General features: G+C 37.9%; 18 protein-coding genes. 8 read left to right on the top strand and 10 right to left on the bottom strand.

The window, feature by feature from the left end; all coding sequences use genetic code 11:
* Positions 1 to 74: 74 nt before the first annotated feature.
* The 4 genes from ACFJGY_RS02030 (at position 75) to ACFJGY_RS02015 (ending at position 2,867) form a co-directional block, all read left to right on the top strand.
* Complete coding sequence (locus tag ACFJGY_RS02030; protein ID WP_379967574.1) at positions 75 to 578, top strand: acyl-CoA thioesterase; 504 nt, start codon at positions 75 to 77, stop codon at positions 576 to 578.
* A 71-nt stretch (positions 579 to 649) separates the two neighbouring features.
* Positions 650 to 1,705 (top strand): thiamine-phosphate kinase, encoded by a 1,056-nt coding sequence (thiL, locus tag ACFJGY_RS02025; RefSeq protein WP_379967571.1) that lies wholly within the window; start codon positions 650 to 652, stop codon positions 1,703 to 1,705.
* Positions 1,706 to 1,756: 51 nt separating this feature from the next.
* On the top strand, positions 1,757 to 2,563 hold the full coding sequence (locus tag ACFJGY_RS02020) for a M48 family metallopeptidase (RefSeq protein WP_379967568.1): 807 nt from the start codon (positions 1,757 to 1,759) through the stop codon (positions 2,561 to 2,563).
* 31 nt (positions 2,564 to 2,594) lie between these two features.
* Entirely contained in the window at positions 2,595 to 2,867 is a 273-nt protein-coding gene (locus tag ACFJGY_RS02015; protein ID WP_379967565.1) for a hypothetical protein, read from the top strand.
* Here ACFJGY_RS02015 and ACFJGY_RS02010 read toward each other — a convergent pair whose 3' ends face one another.
* The 9 genes from ACFJGY_RS02010 to pgi all read right to left on the bottom strand — a co-directional run bounded on the left by ACFJGY_RS02010 (position 2,868) and on the right by pgi (position 10,129).
* Positions 2,868 to 3,713 carry an AraC family transcriptional regulator gene (locus ACFJGY_RS02010; RefSeq protein ID WP_379967562.1) on the bottom strand — a complete coding sequence of 282 codons (846 nt, stop codon included), beginning with the start codon at positions 3,711 to 3,713 and terminating at the stop codon, positions 2,868 to 2,870.
* 216 nt (positions 3,714 to 3,929) lie between these two features.
* Complete coding sequence (locus ACFJGY_RS02005) at positions 3,930 to 4,565, bottom strand: outer membrane beta-barrel protein (RefSeq protein ID WP_379967559.1); 636 nt, start codon at positions 4,563 to 4,565, stop codon at positions 3,930 to 3,932.
* On the bottom strand, positions 4,549 to 5,367 hold the full coding sequence (locus ACFJGY_RS02000) for an ABC transporter ATP-binding protein (RefSeq protein ID WP_379967556.1): 819 nt from the start codon (positions 5,365 to 5,367) through the stop codon (positions 4,549 to 4,551). Before ACFJGY_RS02000 ends, ACFJGY_RS02005 begins: the two co-directional genes overlap by 17 nt.
* Positions 5,367 to 6,119 (bottom strand): MlaE family ABC transporter permease, encoded by a 753-nt coding sequence (locus tag ACFJGY_RS01995; RefSeq protein WP_379967553.1) that lies wholly within the window; start codon positions 6,117 to 6,119, stop codon positions 5,367 to 5,369. Before ACFJGY_RS01995 ends, ACFJGY_RS02000 begins: the two co-directional genes overlap by 1 nt.
* Before the next feature lie 198 nt (positions 6,120 to 6,317).
* Positions 6,318 to 6,950 carry a 7-carboxy-7-deazaguanine synthase QueE gene (locus ACFJGY_RS01990; RefSeq protein ID WP_379967550.1) on the bottom strand — a complete coding sequence of 211 codons (633 nt, stop codon included), beginning with the start codon at positions 6,948 to 6,950 and terminating at the stop codon, positions 6,318 to 6,320.
* A 72-nt stretch (positions 6,951 to 7,022) separates the two neighbouring features.
* Positions 7,023 to 7,907 carry a bifunctional 5,10-methylenetetrahydrofolate dehydrogenase/5,10-methenyltetrahydrofolate cyclohydrolase gene (locus tag ACFJGY_RS01985; RefSeq protein ID WP_379967547.1) on the bottom strand — a complete coding sequence of 295 codons (885 nt, stop codon included), beginning with the start codon at positions 7,905 to 7,907 and terminating at the stop codon, positions 7,023 to 7,025.
* 33 nt (positions 7,908 to 7,940) lie between these two features.
* Positions 7,941 to 8,231 (bottom strand): type II toxin-antitoxin system RelE/ParE family toxin, encoded by a 291-nt coding sequence (locus ACFJGY_RS01980; RefSeq protein ID WP_379967544.1) that lies wholly within the window; start codon positions 8,229 to 8,231, stop codon positions 7,941 to 7,943.
* Positions 8,221 to 8,442, bottom strand: a complete 222-nt coding sequence (locus ACFJGY_RS01975) for a hypothetical protein (RefSeq protein ID WP_379967541.1) — start codon at positions 8,440 to 8,442, stop codon at positions 8,221 to 8,223. The genes ACFJGY_RS01980 and ACFJGY_RS01975 overlap by 11 nt, the downstream gene beginning before the upstream one ends.
* A gap of 43 nt (positions 8,443 to 8,485) precedes the next feature.
* On the bottom strand, positions 8,486 to 10,129 hold the full coding sequence (gene pgi / locus ACFJGY_RS01970) for a glucose-6-phosphate isomerase (protein WP_379967538.1): 1,644 nt from the start codon (positions 10,127 to 10,129) through the stop codon (positions 8,486 to 8,488).
* Between the two features lie 230 nt (positions 10,130 to 10,359).
* Here pgi and ACFJGY_RS01965 point away from each other — a divergent pair, with 230 nt between their 5' ends.
* Genes ACFJGY_RS01965 through ACFJGY_RS01955 form a run of 3 tightly spaced genes read left to right on the top strand, consistent with a single transcriptional unit; the run spans position 10,360 to position 13,171 of the window.
* On the top strand, positions 10,360 to 11,697 hold the full coding sequence (locus ACFJGY_RS01965) for a cytochrome ubiquinol oxidase subunit I (RefSeq protein ID WP_379967535.1): 1,338 nt from the start codon (positions 10,360 to 10,362) through the stop codon (positions 11,695 to 11,697).
* Between the two features lies 1 nt (position 11,698).
* On the top strand, positions 11,699 to 12,709 hold the full coding sequence (locus ACFJGY_RS01960) for a cytochrome d ubiquinol oxidase subunit II (protein WP_379967532.1): 1,011 nt from the start codon (positions 11,699 to 11,701) through the stop codon (positions 12,707 to 12,709).
* A gap of 39 nt (positions 12,710 to 12,748) precedes the next feature.
* Positions 12,749 to 13,171 (top strand): DUF6646 family protein, encoded by a 423-nt coding sequence (locus ACFJGY_RS01955; RefSeq protein ID WP_379967529.1) that lies wholly within the window; start codon positions 12,749 to 12,751, stop codon positions 13,169 to 13,171.
* A 173-nt stretch (positions 13,172 to 13,344) separates the two neighbouring features.
* Here ACFJGY_RS01955 and ACFJGY_RS01950 read toward each other — a convergent pair whose 3' ends face one another.
* Positions 13,345 to 14,250, bottom strand: coding sequence for a pirin family protein (locus ACFJGY_RS01950; RefSeq protein ID WP_379967526.1), 906 nt, complete (start codon positions 14,248 to 14,250; stop codon positions 13,345 to 13,347).
* 120 nt (positions 14,251 to 14,370) lie between these two features.
* Between ACFJGY_RS01950 and rseP the strand changes: the two genes are divergently transcribed.
* The gene (gene rseP, locus ACFJGY_RS01945; protein WP_379967523.1) at positions 14,371 to 15,864 is read left to right on the top strand and encodes an RIP metalloprotease RseP; all 1,494 of its coding nucleotides are present in this window, start codon (positions 14,371 to 14,373) and stop codon (positions 15,862 to 15,864) included.
* Positions 15,865 to 15,913 lie beyond the last annotated feature (49 nt).

The following is a 15,913-nucleotide window of genomic DNA, read 5'->3' as shown; positions in this document are numbered from 1 at the left end:
ATTCGATGCACAAAATTACATTTTTAAGATCCATCTCAAATGGTTAATTTTGAAGAAATATTAAAATCGAAAACATGTCTGTTTATTACCATAAATTTGAAGTGAGATGGAGCGATATCGATGCGAACCGTCATTTGGGAAACTCCACTTATGTTGACTACTGCTCGCAAACGAGGATGGCTTTTCTTACTAAAAATAAAATCGGATTGACGCAGCTCAACCGTTGGGGCGTTGGTCCGGTGATGCTGCACGAGCGTTATTCTTTCTTCAAAGAGATCTATGCAGATCAGACAGTTTTTGTAGGATTGGAAGTGGCTGCGATATCAGATGACGGCTCTATCTATCAGTTTATCCACAAGTTTTATCTACCAGATGGAACACATTGTGCGACAGCCGAAGCAACCGGAGTCTGGATCGATATTATGTTGAGAAAAATTACAACGCCGCCGGAAGACATTATTTTAGTAATGGACGAATTCAAATCTGAGAATGTGAATGTTATTACAAGAGAATTCCTCAAGACTTTACCTTTCCGTCCGGAGAATATTGACATTTCTTTTTTTACAGATTTTAAGTAAGAAATATTAAGATTTTGATGATTTCTCTTTCATCATTATTAATCAACTATCATTAATCAATTATATAAAAAATGCTCGAAGATAAATCACAAGAACTCACACCTATTTCTAAGCTTGGCGAATTTGGTTTGATAAAACATCTGACCGAAAATTTTCCAATCGTTCAGAACTCAACAAAACTTTCCATCGGCGATGACGCAGCAATCATTGATGCTGAAGGCCAAAAAGTGGTTGTTTCAACCGATATGCTTGCAGAAGGAATTCACTTCAACCTTGGTTATGTTCCTTTGAAACACTTGGGTTACAAAGCTGTTGTAGTAAACCTCAGCGACATTGCCGCAATGAACGCAACGCCTACACAAATCCTGGTTTCTATCGCCGTTTCCAATCGTTTCCCTGTAGAAGCTTTGGAAGAAATCTATGAAGGAATAACTTTGGCCTGCAACAGATACAAAGTTGACCTAGTTGGCGGTGACACAACAAGTTCCAACGCTGGTTTGGTACTAAGCATCACAGCTATCGGACTTGAAAAAGAAGAAAAAATTGTCAAAAGAAGCGGTGCAAAACCCAACGATCTTTTGGTCGTGACCGGAGATTTGGGAGGTGCATATTTAGGCTTACAAATTCTTGAAAGAGAACATTCCGTTTTTCTTGCCGATCCCAATATGCAGCCGGAAATGGAAGGTTATGATTATATCCTGGAAAGACAACTGAAACCGGAAGCCAGAACTGATGTCAAAAGTAAATTAGCAGAACTTGACATTCTTCCCACATCAATGATTGATGTTTCTGATGGTCTGGCTTCGGAAATACTTCATTTGTCAGATCAATCGAAAGTTGGTTTTAATCTTTATGAAGAAAAAATCCCGATGGACGAAACCTCTATTCATACGGCAGACGAACTCAACCTAAATCCCGCAATGGCGGCTCTTAACGGGGGTGAGGATTATGAATTGCTTTTCACCATTTCTCCAAATGATTTTGATAAAATTAAAAATCATCCGGACTTTACGATTATCGGTCACGCCACAGAAAATAACGAAGGTAATTTCCTGATCGCCAGAGGATCCAATCAATTGATTCCGCTGACTGCACAAGGCTGGGATGCCTTTCTGAATAAGGAATAACTTTTTGGAATAAAACTTGTAAAACACAAACAGATTAATAAAATCAAAACGATGAAAATTCTAAAAATTTCGACATTATTACTGGCAGGTCTGGGAGTTACAGCTTGCGTTACCAATCCTGTTACAGGACGGTCTTCTCTTCAAATTGCAAACAACAGCGAGATTGCTACTGCTGCTGCTGCTGAATACAGAACTACTCTTTCCGGCGCAAAAGTAGTGACCGGAACAGCAGATGCCAACAGAATAAAAAATGTAGGTGCAAGAATAAAAAATGCGGCTTACGCTTATTATAAAAACATCGGCAGAGAATCTGACCTGGCAAATTACAGTTGGGAGTTCAATCTTATTCAGGATGCTCAACTGAATGCATGGTGTATGCCTGGCGGAAAAGTGGCTTTTTACACCGGAATAATGCCTGTCTGCAAAGATGATAATGGTGTAGCGGTTGTAATGGGGCACGAGGTTTCCCACGCTTTGGCAGGTCATGGAAATGAAAGAATTTCTCAGGCAATGCTTGCCCAATATGGTGGAAGTCTGATTGGCGGAACAATGTCTAACAGCCAATGGGCAGGGATCTTTGAAAAAGTATATCCGGTTGGCGCTCAGGTAGGACTTTTAGCATACGGAAGAAAACAAGAATCCGAAGCAGATGAAATGGGACTTCAATTGATGGCAATGGCAGGTTATGATCCACGAAGTGCAACAGCTTTCTGGCAAAGAATGGAAGCATCTTCTACAGGAAGCAAAACGCCGGAATTCTTATCAACCCACCCGAATCCTGCTAACAGAATCGCTGACCTGAATGCCGATATGCCAAAAGCTCTGCAGTATTATAAAGCTGCCGGAGGTAAACTATAATTTTTTAGCTTATATTTATAAAAAATTAAAGATGAAAAGTTTAATTGTAATTGGTATCATTTTATTGGGTCTGGGAGCTTTACTTTTTTACCTTAATGATATGGCGATCGATCTTAGAGTCATCTATGGCGCACTTTCCGGAATTGGAATTGGATTGATCATCGGCGGATTAGTCGGCTATGTGAGCAAAGGAAATGCTGTAAAGGAAGCTCAGTTGCGACAAGAGTTCAAACAGCTTCAAAAAGAAAAAGCTGAATTGGAGAAAGAACGTACTGAAAATAATTTGAATCCCGGAAGTCTATAATTAAAGACTTCTGATAAATTGACCGGGCGTTGTCTTGGTATATTTCTTAAATATCTTATTAAAATAAGTAATATTATTAAAACCTGTAGCATAGCAGCTTTCTGCTATGCTTTTTTCTTGGGAAAGCAGAATGCAGGCTTTATCAATCCTGTATCGGTTCACGAATTCTACAAAGGTAATAGACGTTGCTTTTTTGAAAAAATTACAGAAAGCAGGTTTAGTCAGGTTCGCCAAATCTGCAGCCTGCTGAATATCTACCTCATTCTGATAGCCATTTTCCACATAAGTAAAAACAGCTTCTAACCTGTTTCTGTTTCTGGAAACGATGGTGTAAGGCATTATTTCGGTATTTAACAATTCGAAGTCTTCTGTCTTGGATAGATCAAAAAGAAGATCCAGAAGCATCAGATATCTTTTGTAACCTTCGGCATTTGCAATGTTTTCCAATTTGGGAATTGCCTTTTGTTTGACCTCTGAAGAAAAAAGAACGCCGTATCTTGACATTTCCAGCAGTCTTTTGATAGAATTGGTGTCAGGCTCGCCTTCCGGCAGAGAAAGGATTTCTTCTTTGAACAAGATTACGATTTCTTCGTGAGGATCTGTAGCATTGAGTCCTAAACCCGAATGCGGAATATTAGACCCGATCAATGCCAAAGCACCATCTTCAAAGTGGCTTTTATGATAGCCAACGTGTCTTGTTCCCTTACCTTTCAGAACACAAACAATCTCAATTTCAGGGTGATAGTGATATTGCCAGTTGAGTTCTGAGATAGGAATATCCTTGATATGCAATACCCGGAAAGAGCTATTTTCGTCCGGAGAAATATGTTCAAGAATTACTTTCATTCCAGTTAATGTTAATTTGAGACAAAAATAAACAAAACATATTAATATTGTTCTGTTTTTTATTTATTGAGTTAAAAGAAAATTAACGAATAGCCTTTACATTTGTAAAACAAAATCAATTTCTCACAGGATTGAGTTTGTGAATTTTTAAGGTCTATATATGAAGAAGGCTGGAAATTAATTTTTCCAGCCTTCTCATATTTTTAAAAGTAAAGATTATTTGAAGTTATAACCGATACCTAAAATAAACATACTTGGACGGTTGTCATATCTGATTTCAGTATTGTTTCCAGAAGCATCTGCAACAGTATTGATAAACTTTCTGCTGTCTTTGGAAAAAGCACCCTCATATCTTGCATTGATGACAAATTTTGAAAGTGTTGCCTGTGCGCCAAACTGGTATCCAACAGTGAATTCTTTTGTACCGTTTTCTTTGAAATCAGCATACGTATTGTCTGTTGACAGATTATAAGACGCTACCGGTCCTACAAAAGCCGCCAATTTTCCTAAAAGAAAATTATGCCCTACTAAAACTGGAACATCAATTCTGTTACTTTTAGCTTTTATTTCCACGTCTCCTGTTGTTTCAACGCTTTTTTTGAAAGATGTATAATAGATTTCCGGCATTACAAACCATCCACTTACAGGGAAGTCTATTTTCGCAGCCAAACCGACATTAAAACCTGTTGAGTTGTCTCCTTTTGTATCTACTGCGGTATTAACTGCTCCTTTAAAATTCTCCCAGCTTGCGGATGATGTATCCAACAGAGCATTTGCTCTTAATCCAAATGTCACCTGCGAATAAGCCATCATTCCAAGGAATATAGCCAGCGTACTAATTAGTTTTTTCATTGTTGTCTTCTGTTTTATCGTTAATTAAACTTGTTTGATCATTTTCCAACATAAATTCTCTCAGCTGCTTGAACAGTTCTGATGAATAAACGAAATCTATAAGATTTTTATTCTTTGCCGTTGTCAGCATATTTTTATCGCCTTCCCATTCTTTGATCCCCAATCTCAAATAAAGGATCTTTTCCCCAATCGTCATAACAGAGTTCATATCGTGGGTATTGATGATTGTAGTCGTGTTGTACTCTCTTGTAATTTCCAAAAGCAGATCATCGATCACATTGGAAGTATAGGGATCCAATCCCGAATTAGGCTCATCACAGAACAGATATTTCGGATTGTTGACGATAGCTCTCGCAATGGCTACCCTTTTCTGCATTCCGCCGGATATTTCAGAAGGATATTTTTTGTTGGCTTTATCAAGATTAACTCTTCCGATAACTTCCAGAACCTTTCTTTTCTTCTCTCGGTAAGTCAGATTGGTGAACATGTCCAATGGAAAACTGATATTCTCCTCCACCGTCATAGAATCAAAAAGCGCACTTCCCTGGAAAACCGTCCCGATCTCTGATCTTAGAACCTGTTTATCTTCCCGGGACATTGTCATAATATCCCGCCCGTCAAATAAAATGCTGCCACTGGAAGGTTCATAAACATTCAGCAGGGATTTTAGAAAAACCGTTTTACCGGATCCACTTTGCCCAATAATTAAATTGACCTTTCCTGTATCAAACGTTGTTGTAATACCCTTAAGAACCTCAACCTCATTATTGAAGCTTTTTTTTAATTCTTTTACTTCTATCATTAGCTGAGTAACATTTGGGTTAATATTAAATTCATAATAATAACGGCAATCATTGTCCAGACCACAGCTTGTGTACTGGCGCGTCCTACTTCCAAAGAACCACCCTTTACATTATACCCGAAATAAGCAGGAATAGTTGCAATCAAAAAAGCAAAAGCAGCGGTTTTAACAAAAGCATACCAGATAAAATAGGTTGGCATATACATCTGGATTCCGGTTATATAATCTGCTTTTGTCCAGCTTCCCGTGGCAACTCCGGCAATATAACCACCATAAATACCGACAACGATACTAATGGCAATCAATATGGGATTAAAAACCACACTGGCTACGATCTTTGGCAGAATCAAAAAATTAGCTGAGTTGACACCCATAATATCCAACGCATCTATCTGCTCTGTGACTCGCATTGTTCCGATACTGGACGCAATGTAAGATCCTACTTTTCCGGCAAGAATTACGGATATAATGGTTGGTGAAAATTCCAGTATTAAAACCACCTTGGTTGCATAGCCAACAAAACTATTGGGAATGGGAAAAGATGATGCGCTGAAGTTATTAAACATCTGAATAGCAACAACAGCACCTACAAAAAAAGAGGTGAAGAGCACCAATCCAAAGGAATTAACTCCTAAATCATAAAACTCTCTTACCAGGAGTTTGAGATATACATTTCTTTTCTGTGGTTTGCTGATAGCCTTTCCCAACAGTATAACATATTCTCCAATAGACGTAAATAGTCGTTTTAACATAAAACAAAATTAGTTCTTTTCTGATAAATATCAGCGTGCATTTTTATCACCGACAATTATTAAAAATATGGTTTTGAAAATGATTACAATATCCATGCTAAATTTGGCTTTTTCAACATAAAAAAGAACCTTTGCAGATTCTTTTTGTCATTTTCAAATTTTTAAAATTATAAAAATAAGCCGATTCTTAAATCAAATTTAAGGAATATTCAAATATTTATGTGTTTGGATAGATGATCTCCATTGCGGGTTTTCTAAAATAAAATCTGTGATCTTAGGATACATTGCATCACGTTTGCTCCACTCACTCTGAAGGTAGAGAACACAATTTCCATTCACTTTATTACCTTGCTCTTCAGCAAATTTGAAATCATTCTGATTAAAAATGATCATTTTAAGTTCACTGGCTTTAGAATAAATTTCTGCCAATGGAAGTCCGGTTTTCTTTGGCGAAAGCGTGATCCAGTCCAGATGTCCGCTCATTGGATAAGCGCCGGAAGTTTCGATATGGATTGTACAACCCAATTTTTTCAGCTTTGAAGTTAAAATATCGAGATTCCACATCAATGGCTCGCCACCAGTCAAAACAATGGTTTTACATAGTCTGGCAGCAGTTTCTGCAATTTCTTCCGTATTCATCAACGGATGAAGCGTCGGGTCCCAGCTTTCCTTGACATCGCACCAATGACAGCCGACATCGCATCCGCCCAGACGAATGAAATAGGCTGCTTTCCCAGCATGAAACCCCTCTCCCTGAATAGTGTAAAAATGTTCCATCACTGGGAGCATTCTACCTTCTTTTAATAAGATATCTTCTTGTTCTTTTGTCATTTTCTATTCTCCCCGAATTCCCTTCAAAAAAAGAAACTTCCCAAAATATTAATTTTGAAAAATCAGGCTTTATTAATCATTATAAACCGAAGTTTTATACGCAATAATGGTATTTTTCATCAGCATTGCACGCGTCATTGGTCCTACTCCACCAGGAACAGGCGTTATCCAATCTGCTTTTTCTGCACAGCTTTCAAAATCTACATCGCCGGCGAGATGATATCCTTTTTCAGAATCATCCTCTACACGAGTTATTCCAACATCTACGATAACAGCGCCTTTTTTGATCATATCTCCTTTCAGGAAATTAGGATCGCCCAAAGCCGTGATCACAATATCTGCCTTTTTTGTATATTCTTCTATATGTTCTGTGTAAGAGTGCGTTAGCGTCACGGTAGAATTTCCAGGAAAATCTTTTCTTCCCATCAGGATGCTCATCGGTTTCCCGACGATTCTGCTTCTTCCAATGATCACACAGTCTTTACCTTTTGTCTCGATATTATATCTTTCCAATAAGGTCAAAATTCCAAATGGCGTTGCAGGTAGGAAAGTGTCCATTTCCAAAGCCATTTTGCCGAAATTCTCCGGATGAAAACCATCCACATCTTTTCTTGGATCGATAGCCATAATGATCTTTTCCTGATCAATTTGTTTTGGCAAAGGCAACTGAACGATAAAACCGTCTACAGCTTTTGACTTGTTTAGCTCATCGATTTTCTCCAGCAATTCCGATTCTGAAACCGTGCTTGGAAATTTAATCAAGCTTGATTGGAATCCAACTTCCTCACAGTCTTTTACTTTGCTGTTCACATAAGCTTTGCTTGCACCATTATTACCGACCAGAATTGCCACCAAATGCGGCGCTCTTTTCTTATTGGCGAGGATTCTTTCAACTTCCTCTTTGATTTCACCTTTTACCTCTTTTGAGACCTTTAGTCCGTCTAGAATTTGTGCCATTTTTTCTTTCTTTTTACTTTTAGATTTTATTTTTTAAGGATACTTTTCCGGATTTTGATGGGTACAGAAAACGGAGAGAATACTTACAATTTTGTTTTCTTCATCAATATCAAAAAACAGAATATAGGGGAACTTTTTGAGAGGTAATGCCCTAACATTGTTATATTTTGTAGCAAAAAAAGGATTTAATTTTAAAATTTTATAGCCTTCAAAAATTCTCTTTTTGAGATTCTTTGCAGAAGAAGACGATACTTTTTTATAATATTCAATAGCCTCATCAATATTCTGTGTCGCCAATTTTGAAACTTCGATTTTATATTCCATGTTTCTTTGATACTTCCTCCAAAGATTCAAATGCATCTCTAAATTGGGATCGATCTTCCTTCAAAGCTTCATCAATTACCCTTTTCATTTCATCCGTCAGTTCAAAATCGTCATCTTCATTTTTTTCAAAACGGATTTTCATCTTCTTAAGAAAAGTTTCTACAAAAGTTTCTTCTTCTTTGTCTTTCAGTTGGATCGTGATCTGTGTCATAGCATTAAACTTTAATCAAAATTAATGAAAAACCTCCTTCATCTTATTTATTTCCTTTATAATAATTGATCAGACCATTTGTAGAACTGTCGTGAGTTTCAACTTCTCCTTCGCTTTCAAGTTCCGGAAGAATCTTTCCTGCCAATACTTTTCCTAATTCAACTCCAAACTGGTCAAAGCTGAAAACGTTCCAGATCACACCCTGAACAAAGATTTTGTGCTCATACAAAGCAATCAATTGTCCTAATGTAAACGGAGTCAATTCCTTGAACAGGAATGAGTTGGTTGGTGTATTTCCTGTAAATATTTTATATGGTAAAAGGAATTCTGTTTCCTCTTCTGATTTTCCTGACGATTTTAATTCTGTGAAAACCTCATCTTCCGTTTTTCCGAAAGCCAAAGCTTCTGTCTGTGCAAAATAGTTTGCCAGCAAAATATCCTGATGTTCCCCAACTTCATTCACAGATTTTGCATAAGCGATGAAATCTGCAGGAATCAATTCTGTTCCTTGGTGAATCAATTGATAAAATGCGTGTTGACCGTTAGTTCCTGGTTCTCCCCAGATGATTGGTCCTGTTTCGTATTCTACAAATTCGCCATTTCTGTCCACCGATTTTCCATTGCTTTCCATATCGCCTTGTTGAAGATATGCCGCAAAACGGTCAAGATATTGAGAGTATGGCAAAATTGCATAAGTACTTGCTGCAAAGAAGTTACGGTACCAGATTCCTAAAAGTCCCATCAAAACGGGAACGTTATTTTCTAATTCTTCAGTTTGGAAATGGACATCTGTATCGTGAGCACCTCTTAATAACTGTTCGAAGTTTTCATAACCAACAGAAAGGACGATGCTCAATCCGATTGCACTCCAAAGCGAGTAACGGCCGCCAACCCAATCCCAGAATTCGAAGATGTTCTCTTCCGCAATCCCGAACGCTTTAACCGACTGAATATTAGTTGATAAAGCAACAAAATGTTTTGCAACATCTGCTTCACTTGCACCGGATTTTAAGAACCAATCTTTTGCAGACTTGGCATTGGTCATTGTTTCCTGAGTCGTAAATGTTTTTGAAGCGATGATGAAAAGTGTAGTTTCCGGGTTAAGGTCTTTTACGACCTCAGCCATATGATTACCGTCCACATTGGAAACGAAATGAACATTCAATCTTGTTTTAAAATGCTTCAAAGCTGAGCAAACCATCACTGGCCCAAGGTCTGAACCTCCAATTCCAACGTTCACAACATCTGTAATTTCTTTTCCTGTAAAACCTTTGTGAGAACCGGAAATGATGCTCTCTGAAAAAGTCTTCATATGATCCAGAACCTTTCTGATGGCAGGTTTGATGTTTTCTCCGTCTACTAAAATCTCTTTATCAGAAAAATCTCTCAAAGCTGTGTGAAGCACTGCTCTTCCTTCTGTTTCATTGATTTTTTCTCCTGCAAACATGCTTTTGATTGCCGATTTCAATTCGGTTTCTTTAGCCAAGTCAAGCAATAATTCGATTGTTTTGGAATCAGCTAAGTTTTTAGAATAATCAAAAAGGAAATTTTCTGTTTCTAATGAAAATTCTTTGAAACGGTTTTCATTATACTGGAAAAGTGTTCTTAATTCGAAATCGTTGTTGGCAAAATGATCATTTAAAGCTTTCCAGGCGGAAGTATGAAGTGGATTTATTTTTGGTAACATAATAGAGATGTTAGATGTTAGAACTTAGATGTTAGATTTTGAAATCGAAACGCTAAATCCATTATTTTTATTAATTCTTGAAAATTCAAATTGTCTTTATGACCTGCAAATTTAAGAAAAAATAGTCACTTCTTTTTAGCTCGTTTTTTAGTTAAAAATATGACAATTGTCTTAATGAAATATACGTTAAACTTTGAAATTAGAACTAACTTTACCCTCAAATTAAGGTTATGGATGATTTTATGGCTGCCCGTTCGCAGATGGCAGTTTCTCTTGGATTCCACATCATATTTTCGTGTGTCGGGATGGTAATGCCTTTTCTGATGGCGTTTTCTCATTACAAATATCTCACGACCAAGGACGAAGTTTACAAAGGTCTTACAAAAGCCTGGAGCAAAGGTGTGGCAATTCTATTTGCGACTGGCGCAGTGTCCGGAACGATGTTGTCTTTTGAACTCGGTTTGCTTTGGCCAAAGTTTATGGAGCATGCGGGTCCTATTTTCGGAATGCCGTTTTCTCTGGAAGGAACCGCCTTTTTCATTGAGGCAATTGCGATTGGCTTTTTTCTTTATGGCTGGGAAAAATTCAACAAATGGTTTCATTGGTTTTGCGGTGTTGTGGTAGGCGTCAGCGGTTTGGCTTCCGGGATTCTTGTTGTTGCAGCCAATGCCTGGATGAACAGTCCCGCAGGTTTCGATTATATTAATGGAAAATATGTGAATATCGATCCCATAAAAGCGATGTTCAACGAGGCCTGGTTTCCGCAGGCTTTTCATATGACGGTAGCGGCTTTTGCAGCGACTGGATTTGCCGTTGCAGGAATTCATGCTTTAATGATATTGAAAAAAAGAAATGCAAATTTCCATACAAAAGCATTCAGGATCTCTGCCGGTTTTGCCATATTTGGAGCTTTGCTGGCACCGATTAGTGGCGATATTGCTGCAAAATCTGTTGCAAAAAGACAGCCTATAAAACTTGCGGCGATGGAAGCCCACTTCGAAACTGAAAAAGGCGCAAGCTTTGTGATTGGCGGAATTCCGGATGAGAAAACCGAACAAATAAAGTATGCCATAAAAGTTCCGAAAGTCTTGAGTTTCCTTGCAAATGGCGATTTCAATTCTGAAGTGAAAGGACTTAAGGATTTCCCGAAAGATGAATGGCCGCCAGTGGCTGTGGTACATTTTGCGTTTCAGATTATGATCTTTTTTGGAAGTGTGATGATGGCAATCGGAATTCTATATCTGGTTGCAAGTTTCTGGAAGAAGAATTGGCTTACAAAAGCCTGGTTTCTTAAAACGTTCGTTCTAGCAATTCCATTCGGGTATATTGCTCTGGAAGCTGGTTGGACAGTGACGGAAGTTGGTAGACAACCTTGGATCATCTATGGAATTATGAGAACGATTGACGCTGTGACCCCGATGCCGGGAATCCAGTATTCGTTTTATTTTTTCACTTTGGTTTTTATGTCGTTATCAATGATCATCATTTTCCTTTTGCTTAGACAAATCAAAATGGTTCCGAAACTGTATGACCCGACTGATCCCAATTATAATCCTAAATCCAAATAAAATGATATACGTTGTTATTGCATTCCTTTGGGTCTCAATCTGTCTTTATCTTATTACGGGAGGTGCCGATTTTGGAGCAGGGATTATCGAATTGTTTTCACGGAAGTCTTATCGTGACAAAACAAAATCAATAATGCTGAAATCTATCGCCCCGATTTGGGAAGCCAATCATATGTGGCTGATCATTGCGGTTGTGATCCTGTTTGTCGGATTTCCTACAATTTACACCTGTGTTTCTACTTATCTTCATATCCCTCTGGTTCTGATGTTGGTCGGGATCATTGCAAGAGGAACGGCTTTTACATTCCGGAATTATGATGCGGTTCACGACAGCTGGCAGAAACTATACACTCAGATTTTTTATTATTCCAGTTTATTTACGCCGTTTTTCCTCGGTATGATTGCTGCGGCAACGATTTCCGGATCTATTGATACTGATGCAAAAGACCTCAGCCTTTATATTTTCAGCTGGCTGAACTGGTTTGGCGTTTGTGTGGGTTTTTTCACGGTTTCACTTTGTGCTTATCTGGCATCATTGTTTTCCCTTCATCAGGCCAGATTCAATGAGGACGCTTTACCAATTCTTATCCGAAAAACCAGACAAACAGCTCTGTATGTTGTGATTACAGGGGTTTTAGTATTTGTAAGTGCTTATTATTCTGATATTCCATTGTTACATTGGATTTTTTCCAAAGCTTTGGGGATCATCGCTATCACATTGGCAACCATTAGTTTATTATTTACGAATGAAGCCATTAAAAAAAGTAATTTTCTGCTGGTGAGAGCTTTAGGTGGTTTTCAGATTATTATGATTTTGGTGGCTGCCACTTATCAGCATAATCCTGATATTATTCTTTTTGCAAACGGCAGTTCACTTTCTTTGTTTGATGAAAGTGCGGCTCCAAAAACGATTACGGCATTGGGTTGGGCGTTGATGCTGGGAAGCATTTTTATTCTGCCATTTCTTTTTTATCTGTTGTTTTCATTTGGTGAAAAAGAAAATAAAAAATAGAATAAGCCGTTAGAAACTATATTTTGAATCGAATTAATTATGAAAAAGATTTTTGCGTTTGTTGCAATTAATTTAGGTGTATTTGGCTTTTCACAAGCCTGGACAGGTGCTGGTGATCAGAAAGCACAGGGCGGACTGAACGTTTGGGGATTAGGAACCGGCATTGCTGCAAGTTATGATTATGGAATCAATAGTTTGATCTCTGTCGGAGGAGGTGCCAATGTCTATTTTAATGAAAAAGATGACAATCCTTTTATTTTTGGCCGAGTAGGTTTCCATTTGCAGGAAGCTTTGGCTTTACCTCCTGAATTTGATATTTATCCGGGCGTTAATGTTGGTGTTGCCGGCGGAAATTTTGGTTTGGGCGTTTATCTGGGTGCAAGATATTTCTTCACAGAAAACTGGGGTGCCTTTGTAGAAGCCGGGAACAATGGCAGTTTCGGCGTTTCTTATTCTTTTTAAAGACTATCAGGAATTTTAAAAAATAATACCCGCAAAATTCTGGTTAATACGGCCTTCTCTTAAACATACATCCCTTATTTATAAAAGCCTCCATATCTTTTAGTAAGAACATATGGAGGCTTTTTGTTGAAGTTTATATTACATCTATTACATTCGAAAATTTCAGATGATATTTAAAGATATTTGGATTTAAGATTTTTATCCTGAGGCGGAAGCGGAACGTAGCCATCATCATTGATGACTTTTGGAAACTCGTGGTTGGCCCATTTCCTTTTAGCTTCTTCTATTTTTTCTTTGTCCGAGGAAACAAAATTCCAATAGATATTCCGAGGTTCCGGAAATGGCTCTCCTCCAAAAATATAAACTGTAGAATTTGGTTTTAAAACAAAATGACAAAGCTTTGCATCTTTCGCAATCAAAATATGTTTCGGAGTGTAAAGATTGCCTTCACTTTCGATATTGCCCTCCAGAATATAAAGCGAAGACTCTCCGAAAAGATAATCGCCGAGAACGATTTCCTTATCTTCCGGAGATGAGTTCTTAACCTCCAGAAAATAAAGCGGCGAATAAACAGGAACGGGTGATTTACGACCAAGGATTTCGCCTGCAATCAGTTTATATTTGACTTCATTGTCTTTCCAGCCAGGGATATCTTCTTTGCTGATATGACAGAACTCCGGTTCCATATCTTCCAGCTCTTTTGGCAAAGCGACCCAGATCTGTAATCCGTGGAGATGCTTATCGGTTGTTCTGAGATATTCCGGTGTTCTTTCTGAGTGGGCAACTGCTTTTCCGGCGGTCATCCAGTTAACTGCGCCGTCTTTGATTTCTATTTCTGTCCCGATAGAATCTCTGTGCATAATGCTTCCTTCAAATAAAAAAGTAAGTGTAGAAAGCCCGATGTGCGGATGAGGCGGAACGTCCAGATTCTCATAATCTTTGAGAGCTGCAGGACCCATATGATCTATAAAAACAAACGGACCAACGCTTCTTTTTTGTGAAAACGGCAGCAATCTCCCAACCAGGAAGTTTCCAATGTCGGCAGCGCGCTCTTCTATTATCATCTGAATATTTGACATACTTTTTAAATTTTTTATCTAAAAATAAGACTTTTCCTGAAAACTTAGGAAAATAATTACATTGGTATAGTTTCTGACTAAATGATTACCTTTGACAACTTATAATTTTAAAACATATTAATGGAATTAGCATTAAAAATATTTCAGTTTATTCTGAGCATTTCTATTCTTGTACTTCTTCACGAACTGGGACATTTTCTTCCCGCCAAATGGTTCAAAACGAGAGCAGAAAAATTCTTCCTTTTCTTCGACCCTTATTTTTCTCTTTTCTCAATGAAAAAAATCAATGGGAAATGGAAGTTCAAATTAATTTCAAAAAACCTTCCGGATACGGAGATAGTTACCGTTGATGGTGAGCAAAAAGAAGTACCTATTGACATTACCAAACTCCCGGACAGTGATTGGCGAAAATATCCCGAGAATACAAAATACGGAATCGGCTGGCTTCCTTTTGGCGGCTATGTAAAAATCGCCGGAATGGTGGACGAAAGTATGGACACCGAGCAGTTGAAAAAACCGGCACAGCCTTGGGAATTTCGAAGCAAACCGGCTTGGCAGCGCCTTATCATTATGCTTGGCGGTGTAACCGTCAATTTTTTCCTGGCCTGGATTATCTATTCCGCTTTGGTGGGCAATAATGGCGAAAACATCTTCGATGCGGACAAAATCACCACGCCTTTGCATTACACGCAGGCGGCTAAAAAAATGGGGTTTGAGGATGGTGATAAAATTTTGACCGTAGATGGAAAAACGCAGAAGGACTTTAAAAAATTAGCTTTAGACATATTATTGAGTGACGAGATCACCGTTCTAAGAAATGGTAAAAAAGTAACGTTTCCTACAAATGATGATGGAAAAGCCCTTGCTTTCAACGATCCCGAACCAAGATCTTTTTTGACACCAAGATTAACACCAATTATCGATACCATTGTTACGAAATCAACGCTGGTTGCAGGCTTAAAAGTTGGTGACAAAGTTCTTACGATAAATGGAAAGCCAATCCAGTATTATGATGAATTAAAACCATTGGTTGTTCCTAATGCCGGAAAAGTTACAGATTTCACGGTTTTAAGAAACAATCAGGTTGAAGATTTGAAAATTCCTGTTTCAAAAGAAGGCACAATCGGCGTTTTGACATTCAAGGAAATCAACAAATATACTGTTCATAATGAATATAACTTGTTTGGTTCAATCAAAAGAGGTTTTACGCTTACCATTGAGAGTTTGACTTATCAGATCAAGCAATTCAAGTTAATTTTTAATAAAAAGGTAAAAGGTTATAAAAAAGTGGGCGGTCCGCTTGCAATTATTAATAAAATGCCTGTTGACACAGACGCAACTGGGAATGTATCGATCAATTGGGTAGATTTCTGGTCATTTACAGCGATGTTTTCGGTTTGGTTGGCTTTCCTTAATTTGATACCAATTCCGGGATTAGATGGCGGTCACGTTGTGTTCACACTGTGGGAAATCATCACAAGAAAACCTGTTCCGCAAAAAATATTGGAAAATGCACAAATGGTTGGTGTGATTTTCTTATTGGGGCTTATGGTGTTAATATTTGGAAATGATATAGTTAAGCTAATCACCGAAGCTTTGGCTCATAAAAATTAAAAAAAGTTTCAAAAAAAGTTTTGGGATTTTTAAAAAAGTTTCTATATTT

Source organism: Epilithonimonas sp. UC225_85, from assembly GCF_042695135.1.
Classification (GTDB): domain Bacteria; phylum Bacteroidota; class Bacteroidia; order Flavobacteriales; family Weeksellaceae; genus Epilithonimonas.
Note: the sequence above shows the minus strand (reverse complement) of the source record. Positions and strands in the feature narration are given on the sequence as shown.

What these genes read in the sequence shown, in the direction of transcription:
- ACFJGY_RS02030 (WP_379967574.1), top strand. Translation starts at nt 75, where the DNA reads ATGTCTGTTTATTACCATAAATTTGAAGTGAGATGGAGCGATATCGAT.
- thiL (WP_379967571.1), top strand. Translation starts at nt 650, where the DNA reads ATGCTCGAAGATAAATCACAAGAACTCACACCTATTTCTAAGCTTGGC.
- ACFJGY_RS02020 (WP_379967568.1), top strand. Translation starts at nt 1,757, where the DNA reads ATGAAAATTCTAAAAATTTCGACATTATTACTGGCAGGTCTGGGAGTT.
- ACFJGY_RS02015 (WP_379967565.1), top strand. Translation starts at nt 2,595, where the DNA reads ATGAAAAGTTTAATTGTAATTGGTATCATTTTATTGGGTCTGGGAGCT.
- ACFJGY_RS02010 (WP_379967562.1), bottom strand. Translation starts at nt 3,713, where the DNA reads ATGAAAGTAATTCTTGAACATATTTCTCCGGACGAAAATAGCTCTTTC.
- ACFJGY_RS02005 (WP_379967559.1), bottom strand. Translation starts at nt 4,565, where the DNA reads ATGAAAAAACTAATTAGTACGCTGGCTATATTCCTTGGAATGATGGCT.
- ACFJGY_RS02000 (WP_379967556.1), bottom strand. Translation starts at nt 5,367, where the DNA reads ATGATAGAAGTAAAAGAATTAAAAAAAAGCTTCAATAATGAGGTTGAG.
- ACFJGY_RS01995 (WP_379967553.1), bottom strand. Translation starts at nt 6,119, where the DNA reads ATGTTAAAACGACTATTTACGTCTATTGGAGAATATGTTATACTGTTG.
- ACFJGY_RS01990 (WP_379967550.1), bottom strand. Translation starts at nt 6,950, where the DNA reads ATGACAAAAGAACAAGAAGATATCTTATTAAAAGAAGGTAGAATGCTC.
- ACFJGY_RS01985 (WP_379967547.1), bottom strand. Translation starts at nt 7,907, where the DNA reads ATGGCACAAATTCTAGACGGACTAAAGGTCTCAAAAGAGGTAAAAGGT.
- ACFJGY_RS01980 (WP_379967544.1), bottom strand. Translation starts at nt 8,231, where the DNA reads ATGGAATATAAAATCGAAGTTTCAAAATTGGCGACACAGAATATTGAT.
- ACFJGY_RS01975 (WP_379967541.1), bottom strand. Translation starts at nt 8,442, where the DNA reads ATGACACAGATCACGATCCAACTGAAAGACAAAGAAGAAGAAACTTTT.
- pgi (WP_379967538.1), bottom strand. Translation starts at nt 10,129, where the DNA reads ATGTTACCAAAAATAAATCCACTTCATACTTCCGCCTGGAAAGCTTTA.
- ACFJGY_RS01965 (WP_379967535.1), top strand. Translation starts at nt 10,360, where the DNA reads ATGGATGATTTTATGGCTGCCCGTTCGCAGATGGCAGTTTCTCTTGGA.
- ACFJGY_RS01960 (WP_379967532.1), top strand. Translation starts at nt 11,699, where the DNA reads ATGATATACGTTGTTATTGCATTCCTTTGGGTCTCAATCTGTCTTTAT.
- ACFJGY_RS01955 (WP_379967529.1), top strand. Translation starts at nt 12,749, where the DNA reads ATGAAAAAGATTTTTGCGTTTGTTGCAATTAATTTAGGTGTATTTGGC.
- ACFJGY_RS01950 (WP_379967526.1), bottom strand. Translation starts at nt 14,250, where the DNA reads ATGTCAAATATTCAGATGATAATAGAAGAGCGCGCTGCCGACATTGGA.
- rseP (WP_379967523.1), top strand. Translation starts at nt 14,371, where the DNA reads ATGGAATTAGCATTAAAAATATTTCAGTTTATTCTGAGCATTTCTATT.